This is a genomic window from Amycolatopsis sp. NPDC058986 (assembly GCF_042741125.1).
In the GTDB taxonomy this organism is placed as follows: domain Bacteria; phylum Actinomycetota; class Actinomycetes; order Mycobacteriales; family Pseudonocardiaceae; genus Amycolatopsis.
Window position 1 is genome coordinate 69,615 of sequence record NZ_JBHYJW010000043.1, and the last position, 18,058, is coordinate 87,672.

General features: G+C 68.9%; 18 protein-coding genes and 1 pseudogene. 7 read left to right on the plus strand and 12 right to left on the minus strand.

Going from position 1 to position 18,058, the window contains the following annotated elements:
• Positions 1 to 16 precede the first annotated feature (16 nt).
• From ACFW0G_RS31350 to ACFW0G_RS31360, 3 genes are read left to right on the plus strand one after another with little or no spacing between them, the layout of a single operon-like run.
• Positions 17 to 1,057 carry a 2-hydroxyacid dehydrogenase gene (locus tag ACFW0G_RS31350; RefSeq protein ID WP_378329042.1) on the plus strand — a complete coding sequence of 347 codons (1,041 nt, stop codon included), beginning with the start codon at positions 17 to 19 and terminating at the stop codon, positions 1,055 to 1,057.
• Positions 1,054 to 2,502, plus strand: coding sequence for an FGGY family carbohydrate kinase (locus ACFW0G_RS31355; protein ID WP_378329043.1), 1,449 nt, complete (start codon positions 1,054 to 1,056; stop codon positions 2,500 to 2,502). The genes ACFW0G_RS31350 and ACFW0G_RS31355 overlap by 4 nt, the downstream gene beginning before the upstream one ends.
• A complete protein-coding gene (locus tag ACFW0G_RS31360; protein ID WP_378329044.1) occupies positions 2,503 to 3,150 on the plus strand; it encodes a class II aldolase/adducin family protein in 648 nt (215 codons plus the stop codon).
• Between the two features lie 12 nt (positions 3,151 to 3,162).
• Here the strand turns inward: ACFW0G_RS31360 and ACFW0G_RS31365 are convergent, their stop codons facing one another.
• The 3 genes from ACFW0G_RS31365 to ACFW0G_RS31375 all read right to left on the minus strand — a co-directional run bounded on the left by ACFW0G_RS31365 (position 3,163) and on the right by ACFW0G_RS31375 (position 5,453).
• Positions 3,163 to 3,855 (minus strand): HD family phosphohydrolase, encoded by a 693-nt coding sequence (locus ACFW0G_RS31365; protein ID WP_378329045.1) that lies wholly within the window; start codon positions 3,853 to 3,855, stop codon positions 3,163 to 3,165.
• A 72-nt stretch (positions 3,856 to 3,927) separates the two neighbouring features.
• Positions 3,928 to 4,566 carry a hypothetical protein gene (locus tag ACFW0G_RS31370; protein ID WP_378329046.1) on the minus strand — a complete coding sequence of 213 codons (639 nt, stop codon included), beginning with the start codon at positions 4,564 to 4,566 and terminating at the stop codon, positions 3,928 to 3,930.
• Between the two features lie 5 nt (positions 4,567 to 4,571).
• A complete protein-coding gene (locus ACFW0G_RS31375; protein ID WP_378329061.1) occupies positions 4,572 to 5,453 on the minus strand; it encodes a hypothetical protein in 882 nt (293 codons plus the stop codon).
• A gap of 759 nt (positions 5,454 to 6,212) precedes the next feature.
• Between ACFW0G_RS31375 and ACFW0G_RS31380 the strand changes: the two genes are divergently transcribed.
• Positions 6,213 to 7,007 carry a S1 family peptidase gene (locus ACFW0G_RS31380; protein ID WP_378329047.1) on the plus strand — a complete coding sequence of 265 codons (795 nt, stop codon included), beginning with the start codon at positions 6,213 to 6,215 and terminating at the stop codon, positions 7,005 to 7,007.
• A gap of 45 nt (positions 7,008 to 7,052) precedes the next feature.
• Here ACFW0G_RS31380 and ACFW0G_RS31385 read toward each other — a convergent pair whose 3' ends face one another.
• From ACFW0G_RS31385 to ACFW0G_RS31405, 5 genes are all read right to left on the minus strand, one after another.
• Positions 7,053 to 8,486, minus strand: coding sequence for an MBOAT family O-acyltransferase (locus tag ACFW0G_RS31385; RefSeq protein WP_378329048.1), 1,434 nt, complete (start codon positions 8,484 to 8,486; stop codon positions 7,053 to 7,055).
• 211 nt (positions 8,487 to 8,697) lie between these two features.
• Complete coding sequence (gene rlmB, locus ACFW0G_RS31390) at positions 8,698 to 9,654, minus strand: 23S rRNA (guanosine(2251)-2'-O)-methyltransferase RlmB (protein ID WP_378329049.1); 957 nt, start codon at positions 9,652 to 9,654, stop codon at positions 8,698 to 8,700.
• Between the two features lie 51 nt (positions 9,655 to 9,705).
• On the minus strand, positions 9,706 to 11,097 hold the full coding sequence (cysS, locus tag ACFW0G_RS31395) for a cysteine--tRNA ligase (RefSeq protein WP_378329050.1): 1,392 nt from the start codon (positions 11,095 to 11,097) through the stop codon (positions 9,706 to 9,708).
• 74 nt (positions 11,098 to 11,171) lie between these two features.
• Positions 11,172 to 11,861, minus strand: coding sequence for an HAD family hydrolase (locus tag ACFW0G_RS31400; protein ID WP_378329051.1), 690 nt, complete (start codon positions 11,859 to 11,861; stop codon positions 11,172 to 11,174).
• A gap of 100 nt (positions 11,862 to 11,961) precedes the next feature.
• Positions 11,962 to 12,357 carry a PPOX class F420-dependent oxidoreductase gene (locus ACFW0G_RS31405; RefSeq protein WP_378329052.1) on the minus strand — a complete coding sequence of 132 codons (396 nt, stop codon included), beginning with the start codon at positions 12,355 to 12,357 and terminating at the stop codon, positions 11,962 to 11,964.
• On the opposite strand from ACFW0G_RS31405, the gene ACFW0G_RS31410 reads away from it, so the two are divergent.
• Positions 12,356 to 13,123: a hypothetical protein gene (locus ACFW0G_RS31410; protein WP_378329062.1), complete on the plus strand. Its 768-nt coding sequence runs from the start codon at positions 12,356 to 12,358 to the stop codon at positions 13,121 to 13,123. The two genes, ACFW0G_RS31405 and ACFW0G_RS31410, sit on opposite strands and share 2 nt — an antisense overlap.
• Positions 13,124 to 13,164: 41 nt before the next feature.
• On the opposite strand, the pseudogene ACFW0G_RS31415 reads toward ACFW0G_RS31410, so the two are convergent.
• From ACFW0G_RS31415 to ACFW0G_RS31430, 4 genes and pseudogenes are all read right to left on the minus strand, one after another.
• Positions 13,165 to 13,707 (minus strand): annotated as a pseudogene (locus ACFW0G_RS31415) (DUF6801 domain-containing protein); the annotation flags it as partial.
• A gap of 237 nt (positions 13,708 to 13,944) precedes the next feature.
• Positions 13,945 to 14,430: a 2-C-methyl-D-erythritol 2,4-cyclodiphosphate synthase gene (gene ispF / locus ACFW0G_RS31420; RefSeq protein WP_378329053.1), complete on the minus strand. Its 486-nt coding sequence runs from the start codon at positions 14,428 to 14,430 to the stop codon at positions 13,945 to 13,947.
• Positions 14,427 to 15,080 carry a 2-C-methyl-D-erythritol 4-phosphate cytidylyltransferase gene (locus ACFW0G_RS31425; protein ID WP_378329054.1) on the minus strand — a complete coding sequence of 218 codons (654 nt, stop codon included), beginning with the start codon at positions 15,078 to 15,080 and terminating at the stop codon, positions 14,427 to 14,429. The genes ispF and ACFW0G_RS31425 overlap by 4 nt, the downstream gene beginning before the upstream one ends.
• Before the next feature lie 53 nt (positions 15,081 to 15,133).
• On the minus strand, positions 15,134 to 15,625 hold the full coding sequence (locus ACFW0G_RS31430; RefSeq protein WP_378329055.1) for a CarD family transcriptional regulator: 492 nt from the start codon (positions 15,623 to 15,625) through the stop codon (positions 15,134 to 15,136).
• A 288-nt stretch (positions 15,626 to 15,913) separates the two neighbouring features.
• Here ACFW0G_RS31430 and ACFW0G_RS31435 point away from each other — a divergent pair, with 288 nt between their 5' ends.
• Together ACFW0G_RS31435 and radA are read left to right on the plus strand one after the other, a co-directional pair.
• Positions 15,914 to 16,585, plus strand: coding sequence for a hypothetical protein (locus ACFW0G_RS31435; RefSeq protein WP_378329056.1), 672 nt, complete (start codon positions 15,914 to 15,916; stop codon positions 16,583 to 16,585).
• A 31-nt stretch (positions 16,586 to 16,616) separates the two neighbouring features.
• Positions 16,617 to 17,978 carry a DNA repair protein RadA gene (gene radA / locus ACFW0G_RS31440; RefSeq protein ID WP_378329057.1) on the plus strand — a complete coding sequence of 454 codons (1,362 nt, stop codon included), beginning with the start codon at positions 16,617 to 16,619 and terminating at the stop codon, positions 17,976 to 17,978.
• The last annotated feature ends 80 nt before the right edge of the window (positions 17,979 to 18,058 follow it).

Genomic DNA, 18,058 nt, shown 5'->3' on the forward strand with positions numbered 1-18,058 from the left:
GAGGGAAGGAGCAGCGTTGCGCATTCTCGCTGCGGGAGACCATTTCGTCGGCCCCGATCTGCTGATCGGAGCGGTCCGGTCGGAGCTGGACGGTGATCACGAGATCACCGAGCTGAAGCTGCCGTGGCCGGTCGAGCCGTTCGGCCCCGTCGGCACCGTGCACGAGGCCAGCGGCACCGAACAGCAGGTGATCGACGCGCTCGGCGGCGCGGAGGTCGTCGTCACGCAGATGGCGCCGTTCACCAAGGAGGTCTTCGCGGCGGCGGAGAACCTGAAGCTGGTCTCGGTGTGCCGGGGCGGGCCGGTGAACGTCGACCTCGCCGCGGCGACGGAGGCCGGCGTCGCGGTCACCTACGCGCCCGGCCGCAACGCCGGTGCGGCGGCCGAGTTCGCGATCGGCATGATCCTCGCCGCGATGCGCCGGATCTCGACGTCCTCGGCGGAGCTGCTCGGCGGTACCTGGCGCGGTGACTACTACGCCTATGACCAGGCTGGCCTCGAAATCAACGGCACCACCATCGGCCTCGTCGGCTACGGCGCGATCGGTTCGCGGGTGGCCAAGGTGCTCGGCGCGTTCGGCGCCGAAGTGCTGGTCGCGGACCCGTACGCCGACCCCGCCGCGGTGGCGGTCGACGGCGCCCGCGTCGTCGAGCTGGACGAGTTGCTGCGGAACAGCCACGTCGTCAGCCTGCACGCCCGGCTCACCGAGCAGACCCGGCACCTCATCGACGCGGAGAAGCTGGCGTTGCTGCCACACGGCGCGATCCTGGTGAACACCGCGCGCGGTGGTCTGCTCGACTACGCGCCGCTCCCGGAGGCCTTGCGCAGTGGCAAGCTCGGCGCGCTGGCGCTGGACGTGTACGACGTCGAGCCGCCACCCGCGGACTGGGCCCTGCGGGACGTGCCGAACGTCGTCGCCACCCCGCACCTGGCCGGGGCGAGCAGGCAGACCGCCGAGCGGGCCGCCGCGATCGTGGCCGCCGAGGTCGGCCGGTACGCGCGCGGGGAGACCCTCGCGAACCTCGCCAACCCCGAGGTGCTCGGGCAGCGGCCATGATCGTCGGCGTCGACATCGGCACCTCCCTGACCAAGGCGGTGGTCTTCGACGAGGCCGGGGTGTCGGTCGCGACCGCGTGCACCCGGTCCGAGGTGCACCACCTGTCCGGTGGTCGGGTGGAACAGGATCTCGACCAGGTGGTGGGCACCGTCGCCACCGTCGTCCGCGAGGTCACCGCCCAGCTGCCGGAACCGGTCACCGCGCTCGCCCTCACCGGTCAGGGGGACGGGCTGTGGCTGCGGGACGAGTCCGGCGATGCCGTGCGTCCCGCCGTCTCCTGGCTCGACGGGCGTGCGAACGCGTTGCTCGCCAAATGGCAGGCGGACGGTGTCACCCGCGAGGTGTTCCGGCGCACGGGTTCGGGGATGTTCCCCGGCTGCGCTGCGGCCATAATGTCCTTTTTGGACACTCACGGGCCGGAGACGCTCGATCGGGCAGTGGTGGCCGGGTACTGCGTGGACGCGGTGCTGCAGCGGCTGACCGGTGAGATCACGGTCGACGTCTCCGACGCGTCGCTTCCCTTCCTCGACCCGGCGACGAGGAAGTACGACGAGAGCGCGATCGCGGCGTGCGGCCTCACCCACCGTCGTGCGCTGTTCGCCGAACCGGCTCCCGCGAAAACCGTCTTCCGCCTGGACACCCGAGGCGCGGAGCTGCTCGGCCTTCCGGCAGGGCTGCCGGTCACGGCGGGCCCGTTCGATCTGCCCGCGAGCGCGATCGGTGCGGGCGTGCGCGAGCCGGGCGACGGGATCCTCACCGCGGGCACCACCCTCGCCTGTCAGGTGCTGACCAGGGACGCGACGTTCGATCCGGACGGCGAACCCGCCGGGATGTTCCTGTGCACGCCGGAACCCGGCGAGTACCTGCGTGCCATGCCCGCGATGGTGGGCACGGCCGGGATCGACTGGGTGTGTCAGTTGCTCGGTATCGACGTGGCGGACATCGACCCGCTCCTCGCGAGTTCGACGCCAGGCGCCGGTGGGGTGCAGGCGCTGCCGTTCCTGTCCGTGTCCGGGGAACGTGCCCCGTTCGTCGACGCGACGGCGCGGGCGCAGTTCTCCGGGCTGAGCCTGGAAACCGGGCGGGCGGAGCTGGTGCGCGCGCTCTGCGAGTCGGTCGCGTACGCGGCACGGCACTGTTTCGAGGCGGCCGGGCTTTCCGGTCGGTTGTACGCCTGCGGCGGTGGGGTGCGTTCGGCCGGATGGACCCGGATCTTCGCCGATGTGCTCGGCCGTCCGATCGTCATTCCCGGCGATCCGGGTGTCGGTGCTCGTGGCGCGGTGCTCACCGCGGCCGACGCGCTCGGGCAGCCGTACGACCGTGATCGCTGGGCGGACAACGCGCGTACTGTGGAGTTCCGGCCGGGCAACGTCGAGATCTACGAGCGCGGATACGCCGACTACCAAGCGAGTCTCGCGGCCGCGCGCGGGCTCTGGAGGCTCTGAATGATCCTGGCGGAGGAGCGGGCGCAAGTCTGCGCGTACGCACGCCGGATGACCACGGACGGTCTGGTCGTCGGCACCTCGGGCAATGTGTCCGTGCGGGTGGGAGATCGGGTCGCGGTGACCCCGACCGGGGTCGACTACGAGAAACTCACCGCGGCGGACATCCCGGTGGTCGCGCTCGACGGTTCGCCGGTGGACGGGGAACTCAAGCCCACCAGCGAACTCCCCATGCATCTGACCGTGTACAACGAAGCCGCCGATCCGGACGGCAAACCGGTCACCGCGGTCGTGCACACGCACTCGGTGTACGCGACGGCGGTGTCGACGCTGGTCAACGAGGTCCCGCCGATCCACTACATGCTGGCGGCGATCGGGCCGACAGCGCGGGTGGCCCGGTATGCCACGTATGGCACCGAAAGGCTGGCGAAGGCGATGCTCGAGGCGCTCGTCGAGCGCCGCGGCTGCCTGCTGGCCAACCACGGCACCATCACCTACGGCGACGGGCTGGGCGCGGCGTACCACCGGGCACAGCAACTGGAATGGGTGTGCCAGCTCTGGCTGCTCGCGCGCTCCGCGGGCAGCCCGAGCCTGCTGCCGCCCGCGGAGATCGAGCACGTGGTCGAGAAACTGCGTGGCTACGGCCAATAGCCGTGCCGGGCGTCAGGACGCGGCCGCCGCCGTGTCCACGGCGTGGACCGCGTCGAGCAGTTCGGCCACGGTCGGATCGTCGACGGCTTCCTTGATGCACTGCCACAACTGAAGATTCGCCATCGCCCACCGCGAGTAGGTCTCGGCGGCTTCCGGGTTGTAGAAGTAGTAGCCCTCGTCGTGGACGTCGCACTGCTCGCCGACGATCTTGTGGGCCAGTTCGCGGAGGCTCAGGCCGTTCTCGCGGAGGTAGCGGTGGGCCAGCACCACCGGGGTCACCGGGAGCGCCTTGAACAACGTGTCGGCGTCACTCAGCGCCTGCGCCTCCAGCGAGATGTCACGGCCACGGGTGGCCATCTCGGCCTCGTCGACGATTTCGTCGATCCACCGCGCGACGTCGTCCGGGACCCCGCACTCGGCGAGAATGCCCAGCCGCAGCTTCCGGCCCGCGGCGGCAGGGGAGTTCCGCAACACGAGGTAGTTCACGTCGTGGACGAGGGCAGCCACCTCCACGACGGTGCTGTCGGCGCCGTTGTGCCCCGCGAAACCGAGTGCCTTCGCGCGGACGAAACTGACGTGATGCCAGCCGTGGAAGGGAAGTTGCTTGGCGTAACGCCAGCACAACTGCTGCACTCGGTGTTCGACCGCGGCGACGATCGACGGCGGAATAGTCCGATTCTGTGACGGAATCTGATGCGTGCGCATACACCTCTCCGATCCCGGCTTCCGGATAAGACGGGTGGAGTAATGGTATGCGTCTTTGACGTCGGTGTGTAGCTAGAGGCGGGTGGCCAGTTCCCCCAATCGGACCTCGACCGGAACGTGACGGTGCCCGATACCGGTGGCGGGATCGAAGGAAAGACTGGAACTGGACACCGGTCGTGATTTCACCAGGAAGGTCATCGTCTGCTCGGCTGCCTCCGGTATGCGGTGGAATTCGTCGGCGTGCATCACCGCGCACGAACCCGTCTGGCAGAGCGTGCGCCGCCTGAGCTGCACCGCGGTGATCAACCCGGTGTACCGGTCCCGGGTCGTGGTGTAGCGCTCGTGGAGGTAGTTGCCGCGGAGAATGGTGGTGCAGAAGTGATACCTGTGGTTGTGCACCGAATCGGCGTAACCCTCGCGCCAGTCTTCCAGCGGTTTGTATTCGTGCAGCCAGAACGAAAACGGTTCGTTCGGCGAATCACGCAGGCACCAGGCGAAGTGGGTGGTCGTTTCCCGCGAACTGCGGAGGATCGCTTCGGCCGTCTTGTGGTTCAGCGAGCGCAACCAGTCGCGGAGTTCGGTGCGCAGGCCGGTCTGTGCCACCCAGGATCGGAACCACGTGTCCACTGTGCCCCAGTCCTGTGTCAGCGGGAACGCCGCCGAGCGCAACTGCGTGGCCAATTCGGTCAGAGGGGACAAGCGGGTGAGCAAGTCGGTCAGCTCCCTAGCTCGGCCGCGGCGGAGAACTCCGCCCGGAAGGCGTGGAACTTGTCTTCCAGCTCGCGGAAATGCTCCGGCGTCAACGCGGATCCGGTGATTTTTTCGAACAGGGCAAGGAAATCCGCCCGCGTGGTGGCGGGCGTGATGCGGAACTGGCGTCCGCTGCGCGCCTGCGAGACACGCAGGAACTCGGCTCGTTCCATGTTGTACAGGAACGAACCCGCGGTGAACCGCAGCGTGCGCGGATACAGTTTGGTCGCGCCGCGGATGTCACTGTAGAGCGTCACCCACACGCTGTCGTCGAACATCTCCAGCCGGTCCAGCGGCGGGTCCGCGATCACGGTGATGTCGACCTGCGCGCATCGGCTGCGGGCGAGGAACAGTCCGGCTAGGCCGATGTGGATTTCCTCGTCGAGCCTGCTCTGGATGTCTTCGAGGTCGACGCCGCCCGCTTCACGGCGCAGCAGATAGCGGGCCCGCCCGCTGATCGCCCCGGCGTCCCGGGGGTCGGCGATGACGGCCCGCAACTCTCTTTCCGTGCGGGACAACAACAACCGGGCCGCCGCGTGCCGTCCGGAGAAGCCGCGGAAGAAGTACTGCCGCGTCGCGTCCAGATCGGTCATGAGCACCCGGTTGAACGCGGGATCCGGGTCGGTGGTCGCTTCGAAAACGTGCGTGGGGAAGAACTCCTTGTTGAGGGAACGGTATTCGGCGCTGAGATCCTCCATCGCCCGGCGGCTTTCTTCGATCACCGGCGTCACCAGCGCGCGCTGGGAAGCGCTCGCGGTGATCAAGGTCTGGCCGAATCCGACCACGGCGGAGATCAATGTGCCGTTTCCGAGCGACGTGAGCAGAGTCTTGCCCGCGCCGGCGTCCATCGTGCTCGCTATCCACAGGCTGAGGCCAGCGACCACGACGAGAACGAACAGCAGGAGACTCGTTCTCGTCCAGAAAATCTCGTGCAGTGGAGTACGGCGGAGCCGCCCGGCATCCGCAGCCACAGGTCACCTCCTCGGATCGCTCGAACGAAATGTGCACTGCGTATCTGTTCGAGCGCGGGGAGTTACTTTACGCGCCCGAAGTGAACGGCGAAATAAGAAATTCGGGGGAACGCCGGACAGTGACCAAGTCACGCTGTGCAAGCGTATCCGGTCAGTAGTTAACCATCAAATGTGCGAAACCCTCAGGCGGCGTAGCCAGGTTCCGTGCTGGGTCTCACCAGCCGAAAAGCGGCGCAAGACGCTAGTTTTTCCGTATCCAGAAAGAACCACGCCCGCGGCGGCGTGCAGTCGCAGCCCCCGGCGGGCTGCCGGGGGCTGCGGGCGGGCCGGCCGGCAACCACAAGGGATCATCACGTCTCATGCACCGGTTGGCCCCGACGCGACCACCAAGCCGCAAGGCCGCGTGCCGGTGTTCACCAGACCTGATCACCCCGTGTCCAGTTTGTGGCACGCCACCGGCGACGGACAAGTACCGCGTGGAAATCCGGCGGCGATCAGTCGGCGCCCGTCGTAGGTATGCCACGAATCCGTTTTCGCGACCTGCCGTCACGTCGCGTCCCCCACGCCAGTGGGGTGGCTGTCCCATCGTGGGAGGGGAGTTGTGGCGGCCACGGAGACGGCCGGAGACTCGGAGCCATGCGAGCACCGATCCGCCGTCCGCTCATCGCGCTGGTCACCACCGTGATCACCGCACTGGTGGTGGTTGCCCCGGCCACCGCTGCGGTCGCGAGCCCGGAATCCGAGAACATCATCGGGGGCGAGCAGGCGGCCAAGAGCTACACCTTCATGGGGGCCATGGCACGGCGCAGCGACCAGTTGTACCTCTGCGGCGCGATCCTGATCCACGAACGGTGGGCGCTGACCGCGAAACACTGCCTCACAAGGGAATCACCGAGCGACGTCGAACTCCGCTTCGGGAGCAAGAACCGCACCCGGCGGGGAGAGCCGGTCGACCCACGGCGGTTCGTCCTGCACCCGAGGCTCGACGTCGCGCTGATGGAGCTGGACGACCCGATATCGAAGCGCCCGATGACGACCTTCCGCCTGCTCGGCGACTCGACGGACGTGCGAGTGCTCGGATGGGGCAGGAAGTGCGACTGGCAGTGCCTGCAACCCATTCCGAAGATGCTGCGGTACCTGGACACGAAGGTGTCGTCGTTCGACCACTGCGCCGGATCGGGCATGAACTCCACGGACGCGTTCTGCGTCCGGCAACCACAGCTGGATGCCGGTGCCTGCTCCGGAGACTCGGGTGGGCCGGTCATCCGGTTCCACGACGGAAAGGTCAGCGGCCTCTACGGGGTGATGAGCTACGCCCAGGTCGTCTACTGCGTGCCGAGCCCGGTCGTCGTCGTGAGAGCCGCCCCGCTCGTCACGTGGATCCGGCAGCAGGCGGGGGACTCGGTGGCCGACCGGATCACCGTGGTCTGACCACCGCACTCGACCTGGGCTCGTCGACCCGGCGGGATTGGCTGCTCAGAACTGGTAGTACAGGAAGGGGCTGAACGTGCCGGTCGCGACCAGGATGGCGGCGTAGACGAGCCCGACGGTCATGATCCCGAAGCGCAGCGCGTTGGCGGGTTTGCTGCGGGAGGACTCCAGCAGCGGTCCGGTCACCGGATGCGAAGGCAGGAAGACGACGGCGAGCGCGGCGATCAGGATGACGAGCCGCTGGTTGGTCAGCGCGCTCTCGACGGCGTCGCCGAGCCCGCCGAAGTCGGGCAGGAGCATGTGGCCGATCATGTTCAGCGCGCGCGGCAGATCCGCCGACTTGAAGAACACCCAGCCGAACACGACGAGCACCATTGTCAGCGCGCGCCGGGCGATGCGTGTCCAGCGGTTCGCGGGTTCGAGGTCGAAGCCGAACGCGCGCTCGATGACCAGCAGGGCGCCGTGGAAGCAGCCCCACACCAGGAACGTCCACTGCGCGCCGTGCCAGAAACCGGTCAGCACGAACACGACGCACAGATTGCGGTAGGTGTGCCCGGCGCCGTTGCGGTTGCCGCCGAGCGGGATGTAGACGTAGTCGCGGAACCAGCGCGACAGCGACATGTGCCAGCGTCGCCAGAATTCGGTGATCGTCACCGACGAGTACGGCCGCGCGAAGTTCTCCGGCAGCCGGAATCCCAGCATCCGGCCCAGCCCGATGGCCATGTCGGAGTAGCCGGAGAAGTCGAAGAACAGCTGGAGTGTGTAGCCGATCGCGCCGAGCCACGCGGTCGCGAACGTCATGTGCTCGCTCGGGGTGGCGAAGCAGGCGTCGACCATCGGGCTGAGCGAGTCGGCGATGATCGCCTTCTTGCACAGCCCGAGCGCGAACCGGGGGAATCCGGCGGCGATGTCGTCGAGGCGGTGCGAACGCAGTTGCGGAAGCTGGTCGGCGATCTCGCGGTAGCGCACGATCGGGCCCGCGACGAGCTGCGGGAACATCGCGATGTACGCGGCGAACGCGACCGGGTTCCGCAGCGCGTGCCGCTCGCCGCGGTAGATGTCCACCACGTAGGAGATGTGGTGGAAGGTGTAGAACGAGATCCCGATCGGCACGACCAGGTTCGCCACCGGGAAGTCGCCGCCGAACCAGTGCGTGACGGCCGCGATCTGCTGGGTCGCGAACCCGGCGTACTTCCAGATCAGCAGCATCGTCACGTCGAACGCGATGACGGTGATCAGGATCCGCTTGCGCCGCTTCCCGTGCATGTCCCACGGGCTCGCCTCCAGCAGCGGCCCGGCGAAGAAGTTCACCACCATGCAGCCGAGCAGCAGGAGCAGCCAGGACCCGGCGCCGATGGTGTAGAACAGCAGACTGCCGACCGCGACGATGCCGTTGCGCCAGCTCCGCGGGCACACCAGGACGGCGAGCAGCACCGCCGGCATGAAGTACCACAGGAACAGTGGCGAAATGAACGACACGGTCGCGGACCCCCTCGGTTATCCGCTGGTGACCTTAACCTGCTAGCCCCGGCCGGTGGGCCGAAGCCCGGTCATCGCCGCGCGAGAAGCGTCACGTTCCCGCTGGTCGGGTGCCGAAGCGAGAGCAAAGGTCCCTCGCTCCCGCCGCGCGGCGGGAGCGGTAGTAAAGGTCCCTTGCTCCCGTCCCCGGGGTCGCTCGTCCGCCCCGAACTCAGACCCGTCCGGCGATACGGCGGCGCCGCGCCACCTCGGCGAGCAGGACGCCCGCCGCGACCGACGCGTTCAGCGATTCGACACCCGCGGCCATCGGGATGGACACGGTCGCGTCGCACGTCTCCCGCACGAGCCGCGACAGCCCGCGCCCCTCCGACCCGAGCACGACGACCAGCGGGTCGGCCGCCAGCGCAAGCTCGTCGATGTCCACCGAGCCATCGGCGTCGAGACCGACGATCATCAGCCCCTGACCAGCCCACGCCTTGAGCTGACGCGTGAGGTTGGTCGCCACCGCGATCGGCAGCTTCGCCGCCGTCCCGGCGCTGGTCCGCCACGCGACAGCGGTCATCCCGGCGCTGCGCCGTTCCGGCAGCAGCACGCCCTGTGCGCCGAAGGCCGCTGCCGAGCGGATCACCGCGCCCAGGTTCCGGGGATCGGTGACACCGTCGAGCGCGACGAACAGCGGGGTCTGGCCCGAGTCCCGTGCCACCGCCATCAGGTCGTCCGGGTGCGCGTACTCGAACGGCGGCACCTGCAGGCCGAGGCCCTGGTGCATCGCGCGGTTCGTCTTGCGGTCGAGTTCCTCGCGCGGGATCTCCAGGATCGAGATGCCCTTGTCGCCCGCGAGCCGGACGGCCTCGTTGACGCGGTCGTCGATCTCGATGTTGAGCGCGACGTACAGCGCGACGGCGGGTACGTCGGCACGCAGCGCCTCGACGACCGGGTTGCGCCCGGCGATCAGCTCCGGCTTGTCGGCCTTCTTCGTGCGCTGGTCGTCACGGCGCTTCGCCGCGTTGGCCGCGCGGTACGCCTTGTGCCCGGGCCGGTCCTCCGCCTTGGGCGTCGGGCCCTTGCCCTCGAGGGCCTTCCGGCGCTGGCCGCCGGAGCCGACGACCTGCCCCTTCTTGGTGCCGGGCTTGCGGATAGCGCCCTGGCGCCGGGAGTTGCCTGCCATGCTGAAGATCCTTGTTCTCGGTTACGGCCGAGCCGCAGTTGGGAGTTACTGTCAGGAGTTCCTGACAGTCCACTGTGGACCGTTCGGGGTGTCCTCCACCACGATGCCCGCCTGCTGGAGGCGGTCACGGGCGGCGTCCGCGCGGGCGAAGTCCTTCTCGGCACGGGCCTGCTGCCGTTCGGCGAGCAGCCCTTCCACGAGTTCGACCAGCGCCTGCCGGGTGGGCGTTTCGGAGCCGCCCGCCTCGGACCAGCGCGCGGAGAGCGGGTCGAGACCGAGCACGTCGGTCATCGCGCGCACGGCGGCGGCGACTTCGAGTGCCTTGGGAGTGTCGCCCGCGTCCAGCGCCGCGTTACCGTCGCGGACCGTGTTGTGGACCACGGCGAACGCCTGCGGGGTGGCGAGGTCGTCGTCCATCGCGGCGGCGAAGTCGGCGGGGAGCTTGCCGATCGGCACCACCCCGGCCTGGCTCGCGGCTCGCCGCAGGAACTGCTCGATGCGCCGGTAGCCCTGCGCGGCCTCGGACAACGCGCCGTCGGAGTACTCGATGGTCGAGCGGTAGTGCGGCTGGATGAGGTAGTACCGCAGCTCGGGCGCCCGGTAGTCCTTCAGCATCTGCGGGATCGACACGGTGTTGCCCAGCGACTTCGACATCTTCTCGCCGGACATGGTGACCCACGCGTTGTGCAGCCAGAACCGCGCGAACGGATCGCCCGCCGCGTTCGACTGCGCCCGCTCGTTCTCGTGGTGCGGGAACACCAGATCGACGCCGCCGCCGTGGATGTCGAACTCGGCGCTCAGATACGTCGTCGCCATCGCCGAGCACTCCAGGTGCCAGCCGGGACGGCCGTCACCCCACGGCGTCGGCCACGACGGCTCGCCGGGCTTCGCGCTCTTCCACAGCGTGAAGTCGCGCGGGTCACGCTTGCCCCTGGTCGGCGTCTCGCCCTGCTGGACGTCGTCGAGCTGCTGCCCGGACAGGCTGCCGTACGCGTCGAACGATTTGACCGAGAAGTAGACGTCGCCGTCGGAGGCGTACGCGTGGCCGCGCTCGATCAGGCGCTCCATGAGCTGCACCATCTGGGTGACATGCCCGGTCGCGCGCGGGTTGATCGACGGCGGCAGGCAGCCGAGCTGCTCGTACGCGTCCTCGAACGCGCGCTCGTGCGTCGCGGCCCACTCCCACCACGGCCTGCCGTGCTCGGCGGCCTTGGTCAGGATCTTGTCGTCGATGTCGGTGACGTTGCGGACCAGCACGACGTCGAGTCCACTGTGGACGAGCCAGCGGCGCAGCACGTCGTAGTTGAGCGAGCCGCGGACGTGCCCGATGTGCGGAATGCCCTGCACGGTGGCCCCACACACATAGATGGACGCCGTTCCGCTACGGACGGGATGGAACTCCCGCACGCTCCGGGTCGCGGTGTCGAAAAGGTGGAGGGTCACCCCTCGAAGGGTACGGGGTCGCTGTGGTCGATGTCGCAACCGGTCAGCAAGGTGGCAGTGCGGGATAAGGCCGGTCAGAGCAGCCCGTGTGCTCGCAGCGCGCCGAGCAGGGCGTCCGGCCGTTCGGTCGTCGGCAGCGGGTCGACCAGCGCGAACTCGCAGCCCAGCGCCCTGGCCCCGCCGTCGGCTTCCTCGCTGTCGCCGACCATCAGCGTCTCCTCGGCGCGTACGCCGAGGCGTTGCACGGCGGTCCGGAAGATCTCCAGCTCCGGCTTCACCGCGCCGACCTCGTAAGAAAGGACGAACTCGTCGACGTGGGTGTCCCAGCCCCGTTGCGTGAACGCGGGCTTGATGTCGAAGGCGATGTTGCTCAGCACGCCCACCTGCAGCCCCTTGCCCGCGGCGCCCTTGAGCGCGGCCTCGGCGTCGGGGTACGGCGTCCACTGACTCGGGTCGATCAGCCGGTCGTACAGCGCGACGGCCTGCTCGGGACGCGGGACGCCGGACTGGCGCAGCACCTCGAGGTAGACCTTCCGGTGCAGCACCGGGTCGCGGTCGCGGTTGTGCCAGGCGTGCAGATGCTCGGCGTCGAGGTCGACCACCTGGCCGACCGGGGCGGTCATCCGCCGCATGAGTTCGGTTTGCGCCTCGACGTCGAGCCGCTCGCCCTCGTGGTCGGTGAGGTCGGTCAGCCAGGTCTCGTCCTGCTCGAGGCGGAACAACGTGCCGGAGAAGTCGAAGAGCACAGCCCGAATCGTGGTCACGTCCGCCACATTAGCCGCGTCCACCTGCGACTCGCCGCCGAATTGTGGCGTCTCACGCACTGAAATCCGGCGATTCGGCGGCGAGTTGCGGAGGACGCAATCAGGCGGCGTTGCCGACGATCTTTTCGGGGATGATGCGGACCAGCACGCGCACGACCTCCGGCGGCTCCTCGGGGTACGGCTTGTCCAGGTACTTGTGCGACAGCTCGTCGATCAGCTCCCGGCCGCCTTCGTCGGTCAGCTCCGCGCGGCCGCGGATCTCCACGTAGTTGTACGGGTTTTCCTGGTCGAAGATCGATACGGACACCCGCGGGTCGCGGGTCATGTTGCGTTCCTTGAGACGGCCGCGCACCGTCGCGAAGATCAGCGTGTCGCCGTCCCGCTTCGCCCACAGGACCGACGTCTGGGCCGAGCCGTCCTTGTTCAGCGTGGCCAGCACCGGGAAGTTCTTGCCGTCGAGGAGAGCTTTGGTCGCCTCGTTGAAGGTCAATGCCATGCGGCCGAGCCTAAGGGGTCTCCCGCGCGATGCCGGGCATCGCGCGGGAGACCCGGCGCGCTATCGCGTTCCCGCGCTCCGGCGCCGCGTGCGCAGCAGGCCGAGCAGACCTGCGCCGAGCGCGATCAGCAACGCGCCGGTCCACAGGAGCCAGCCGTGGCTGAATCCGGTGGAGGCCAGATTGCCGTTGCTGCCGCTGCCGGTGTGGGCCGCCGGGATCGGAGCGTCCGAGGACGTCGAGACGCTACTGCTCGGCGGCTCGGTCGCGCTCGTCGACGGGACCGTGCTCGTCGACGTCGTGGAGGTGGTCGAGGTCGGCGAGGTCGGCGGCGTGCCAGTCGGCGTCGGCGCGGACGTGGCGGTCGTCGCGGTCGTCGGACTGGTCGGCGTCGTCGGCTTGGTCGACGTGGTGGGTGCCGTCGTGCTCGTCGTCGGAGTGGTGGAAGTCGTCGGTGTTGTCGGTGTGGTCGCCGTCGTCGAGGTGGTCGGCGTTGTGGGTGTGGTGGACGTCGTGGGAGTGGTGGGAGACGTCGGTGTGGTCGACGTGGTGGGCGTGGTGCTGGTCGGCGACGTCGGCGTGGTGGGCGTCGTCGGGGTCGTGGAGGTGGTGGGGGTTGTCGGTGTGGTCGACGTCGTGGGCGTCGTGCTGGTCGGCGACGTCGGAGTAGTGGGTGTGGTCGGGGTCGTCGGTGTGGTCGACGTCGTCGGGCTGGTGGTGCCGCCGCCGGACGGCTTGATCTCGAACGTCCCCAGCAGGGTGTTCTGACCGGGCTTCAGCGTGCAATCCGAGGTGAACGAGTGCAGGTCGGTCTCGGAACCGTCGGCCTGCTTCGGCGTCAGCGTGGTCGTGAAGTTCCCGACGGTCACCGACGCGGTGCCGGGGCTGGGCAGCGTGATCGCCGGCGCCTGGCCCGACGTCTTGACGTGGAAGACGCCGGACGGCGGCACCGGCGTCTTCGCGATGGCCAGCGGGAGCTGCAGGTTCAGCGTTTTGTCGACCGGGTACTTCAACGCGGCCGCCGCCTTCGCGGAGCCCTCCACCGTGGTCGCGCCGATCAGGGCCAGCGCCGAGGTGCCTTCTTCGGGGACGGCCACATCCGCGTCGAACCCGATCGCGGGACCGCGTTCACCTGCCACCGCGTTGTCCGGGAAAACGCTGTCGATCTTCACGGTGAGCGTGAGCGGATCGGAGATCAGCGGGAACGGGCACGAGTAGTCCAGTGTGAGCGACACCGGGGCGGCCTGGCTCGAATTCCCCGTCGCCAGCACCACGGCGGCCGTGACGGCGGTGAGCGCCGAACTCACGGCGAGGCCGTGCGCGAGCTTTCTCGACTTCCAGCGAAGTTTCACAGTTCTGTCTCCCAGTGAATGAGGCGAAGAAGTGTTTCTGGGTACGGAAACGCACCCGGAAACGTCGCCACCCGGCCCTCAAAATACCTTTGTGGACCCCGTCGAGAAAGAGTCGCGAAAAACGCGGAAACAATTTATAACGCGAGTAATAGCCGCAACGGCCGGACTTAGCACCCGCAGGGGCTCCAAGGCCGTGAAGGACTCATTACCGGCGCTCTGTGCCGGTAAAGGAGTCCTTCACGGCGTCGGAGCCGGTGTCTCAGCAGGCAGGAGCAGCGCGGTGGCGAAGGCGGCGATGCCCTCGCCGCGTCCGGTCAGCCCGAGGCCGTCCGACGTCGTCCCGGAGACGCTCACCGGGCCCCCGACGGCCTCGCTCAGCACGCGCTGCGCCTCCTCACGGCGCTTCCCGACCCGTGGCGCGTTGCCGACGATCTGCACGGTCGCGTTCCCGACCCGCCAGCCCCGCGCCTCGATCAGCCCCCGGACCTCCGCCAGCATCTCCGCCCCGTGTGCCCCGTTCATCCGCGGATCGCCGGTACCGAAGACGGCCCCGAGATCGCCGAGCCCGGCCGCCGAGAGCAACGCGTCGCACAGGGCGTGGGAGGCGACGTCGCCGTCGGAATGCCCCGCGCAGCCGTCGACGCCCGGCCACAGAAGCCCGGCGATCCAGCAGTCCCGGCCGGGTTCGATCGGGTGCACGTCGACGCCGTTGCCGATCCTCACAGGGTCTCCTCGGTGTCGGCCATGGCCGCGATGGCCTCGGCGAGGGTCAGTTCGAAGGGGCTGGCGACGCGCATCGCGTCCGGGTGGCCGTCGATGGTGACGGCCCCGGCGCGGATCGCGGCGGTGAGGTCGGGTTCGCCCTCGGCGCACGCGGCGCGGAACGCGTCGAGCGTGAAGCCGAGCGGGGTCTGCGCGGTGCGCAGGTGCGTGCGGTCCTCGGTGCGGGTGATCAGCTTCGCCTCGTCGGTGACCTTCACGGTGTCGGCCATGGGCAGCACCGGGACGACGACGGACGCGCCCGCGCGGACAGTGGCGATCACGTCACGGAATGTTTCCGCAGGAGTGAAGGCGCGCAGGGCGTCGTGCACCAGGATGCTGGTGTCAGCGGAGAGTTCCGGCTCGACGGCCGCGAAGGCATGGCGAACCGAAGCATCGGGCAACACCCGGCAGCGCGGGGAAAGCCCGCTGACGGCATCGCCGAACGCGCGCGCAAACCGAGCGGGGGCCGCGACGACCACCGGACCGAGATCCGGCGTGTCGAGCAGCCCCCGAACGGTATGCGTGAGTAGAACTTCACCGTGGACCGGCGTGAGCGCGAGCTCGGCGTCGGCCGCATGGTGTGCGACGGTTACGAACGCGACAGAGTTCATCAGATCGCGATCGTAGAGGTGGCCGCCCGGCGCCTCCTCCGGGCTGCCGTGGGTCAGACCGTCGCGGTTTCCAGGACTTCGTCGAGGAGGACTTCAGCCTTGCCCTCATCGGTGCCCTCTGCGAGCGCGAGCTCGCTGACCAGAATTTGCCGCGCTTTGGCCAGCATGCGTTTCTCGCCGGCTGAAAGTCCGCGGTCCTTCTCTCGCCGCCAGAGGTCGCGCACCACTTCGGCCACCTTGTTCACATCGCCGGAGGCGAGTTTCTCGAGGTTGGCCTTGTACCGACGAGACCAGTTGGTGGGCTCCTCGGTGTGGGGAGCACGCAGTACGTCGAAAACCCTGTCCAGTCCTTCTTGCCCGACGACATCGCGCACGCCGACGATCTCGGCGTTGTCTGCGGGCACGCGAACCGTAAGATCCCCTTGCGCGACCTTGAGGACGAGGTACTTCTTCTCCTCGCCCTTGATCACGCGGGTCTCGATGGCTTCGATGAGTGCGGCACCGTGGTGCGGGTAGACGACGGTCTCTCCGACCTTGAAAACCATGTGTCCTCTGCCCCTTTCGCTGACTCCATCCTAGCACGTGCTGTTGACGCCCACCTAGCGGCCCGGACCAGTCCTCGCAGGTCAGCGGCCTGAGCGGGGGTTGACAAACCTTCGAGCCCCATGCTCACGCAGGTGATGAGCGAAAGCTTTTCGCAATAGTCCCGAATTCCTTTGTGGACGGTTGATCTTGGATGCCGGTGTGCCGCAACGCGGAGGGGGTTCCGCGCGCGCGAATGCGCCCGGCTAGTCTTCGCGGTGACGAGTCGGCGAAAGGGAAGGACCGCGGACGTGAGGCTGCAGAATCGACGCGTGTTCGGCGCGGGCGTGCTGGCGCTCGGCGCCGCGTTGGTGCTCGCCGGTTGCGGTGCCGGTCAGATCACCCAGACCGACACGCAGGAGCCCGCCGTCAACGGCACCCTCGCGCAGGTGAAGACGCTGTCGCTGCGCAACGCCGCGGTGCAGTACCCGGCGCAGGGCGCGGCCTACCAGGCCGGGGCCTCGGCCCCGCTGACCCTGACGATCGTGAACCAGGGCAAGCAGGACGACACGCTGGTGTCGGTCACCTCGGACGCCGCGTCCGGCGCCGCCCAGCTCGGCGGCTCGAAGGCGGTCGTGGCCGGGCACGCCCTGGTCATCGGCGCCCACGACGCGGTCGAGTCGACCACCGAGAAGCTTCCGTCATCCTCGGCGTCCAGCGCGCCGACGTCGAGCGGCGCCCCGTCGTCCTCGTCTTCGTCGAGCAGCTCTCCCTCTTCCAGCGCCGCACCGAGCAGCACCGCCGGTGGCGACGTGGTCGGTTCCGGGACCGTGGTGCTGCCGGGGCTCAAGAACCCGCTGTGGCCGGGTCAGACGATCAAGGTGACGTTCGTGTTCCAGAACGCCGGCCCGCTCACCATCGAGCTGCCGGTCGCCGCCCCCGCGCACGTCCGCGGCGGCGAGGCGAAGGCCGAAGGTCACTGATTCTGTCGGTGCCTGCCGTTAGCCTGCGCGGGTGGTGAAGAAGGGCGGCGTCGCGTACCGCTGCGCCGAATGCGGGTACGAGGCGGCCAAATGGCTGGGCCGCTGTCCGGAATGTCACGCCTGGGGCACCCTCGAGGAGCGGGGTTCCTCGCGTCCGGCGATCGCAAGGGTCGCGGCCGGTGCGCCGAGCGCGCCGGCGCGGCCGATCGCCGAGGTCGACGTCGAGCAGGCCCGTGCCCGGCCGACGGGCGTGTCCGAGCTGGACAGGGTGCTCGGTGGCGGGCTCGTGCCGGGCGCCGTGGTGCTGCTGGCGGGCGAACCGGGTGTCGGTAAGTCGACATTGCTGCTCGAGGTGGCCTATCAATGGGCGGTCACCGCCGATCGCGCGCTGTATGTGACGGGTGAGGAGTCGGCGGGGCAGGTCCGGCTGCGTGCCGAGCGCACCGGGAACGTCCACCAGGACATGTTCCTGGCCGCGGAGAGCGATCTGGCCGCGATCCTCGGGCACGTCGACGCGGTCAAGCCGGGCGTGCTGATCGTCGACTCGGTCCAGACCATGGCTTCGCCCCAGGTCGAAGGTTCCCCCGGTGGGGTGACGCAGGTGCGCGCGGTGACGTCGGGGCTCGTCGCGTTGGCGAAGGAACGCGGGCTGCCGGTCGTGCTCGTGGGCCATGTCACAAAGGACGGGTCGGTCGCGGGGCCGCGGGTGCTGGAGCACCTGGTGGACGTCGTGCTGCAGTTCGAGGGCGACAAGCATTCGACGCTGCGGCTGGTCCGCGGGATCAAGAACCGGTTCGGCGCGGCGGACGAGATCGGCTGTTTCGAGCTGCAGGAGGACGGCATCGTCGGCGTGCCCGATCCGTCCGGCCTGTTCATGAGTCACACCGCCGAGCCGGTGCCGGGGACGGCGATCACGGTGACGGTGGAGGGCAAGCGGCCGCTGCTCGGCGAGGTGCAGGCGCTGGTCTCGCAGTCGTCCATGCCGCAGCCGCGGCGCGCGGTGAGCGGGCTGGATTCGGCACGCGTCGCGATGGTGCTCGCGGTGCTGGAGAAGCGCGGCGGACTCAAAATGGGTGACAAGGATGTCTACGTCGCGACGGTCGGTGGCATGAAGATCACCGAGCCCGCGATCGACCTGTCGCTGGTGCTCGCGCTCTCCTCGTCGGTCGGCGATGTGGCGCTCTCGCCCCGGCTGGTCTCTGTGGGCGAGGTCGGGCTGGCCGGGGAAGTGCGGCGCGTCCCGAATGTCGGCCGCCGCCTCGCCGAAGCCGCGCGGCTGGGTTTCACGCATGCGTTGGTGCCGCCCGACTCCGGCAAGCTGCCGCCGGGGATCCGGGTCCTCGAAGTCGGTGACGTCGCCAGCGCGCTCAACGCCGCCAACCACGCTCGCTGATCCCTGGGCTCTCGGCCGATCATCAGGTCCGTGAATGCCACATCGAGGGACTCAGAGTCCCTCGATGTGGCATTCACGGA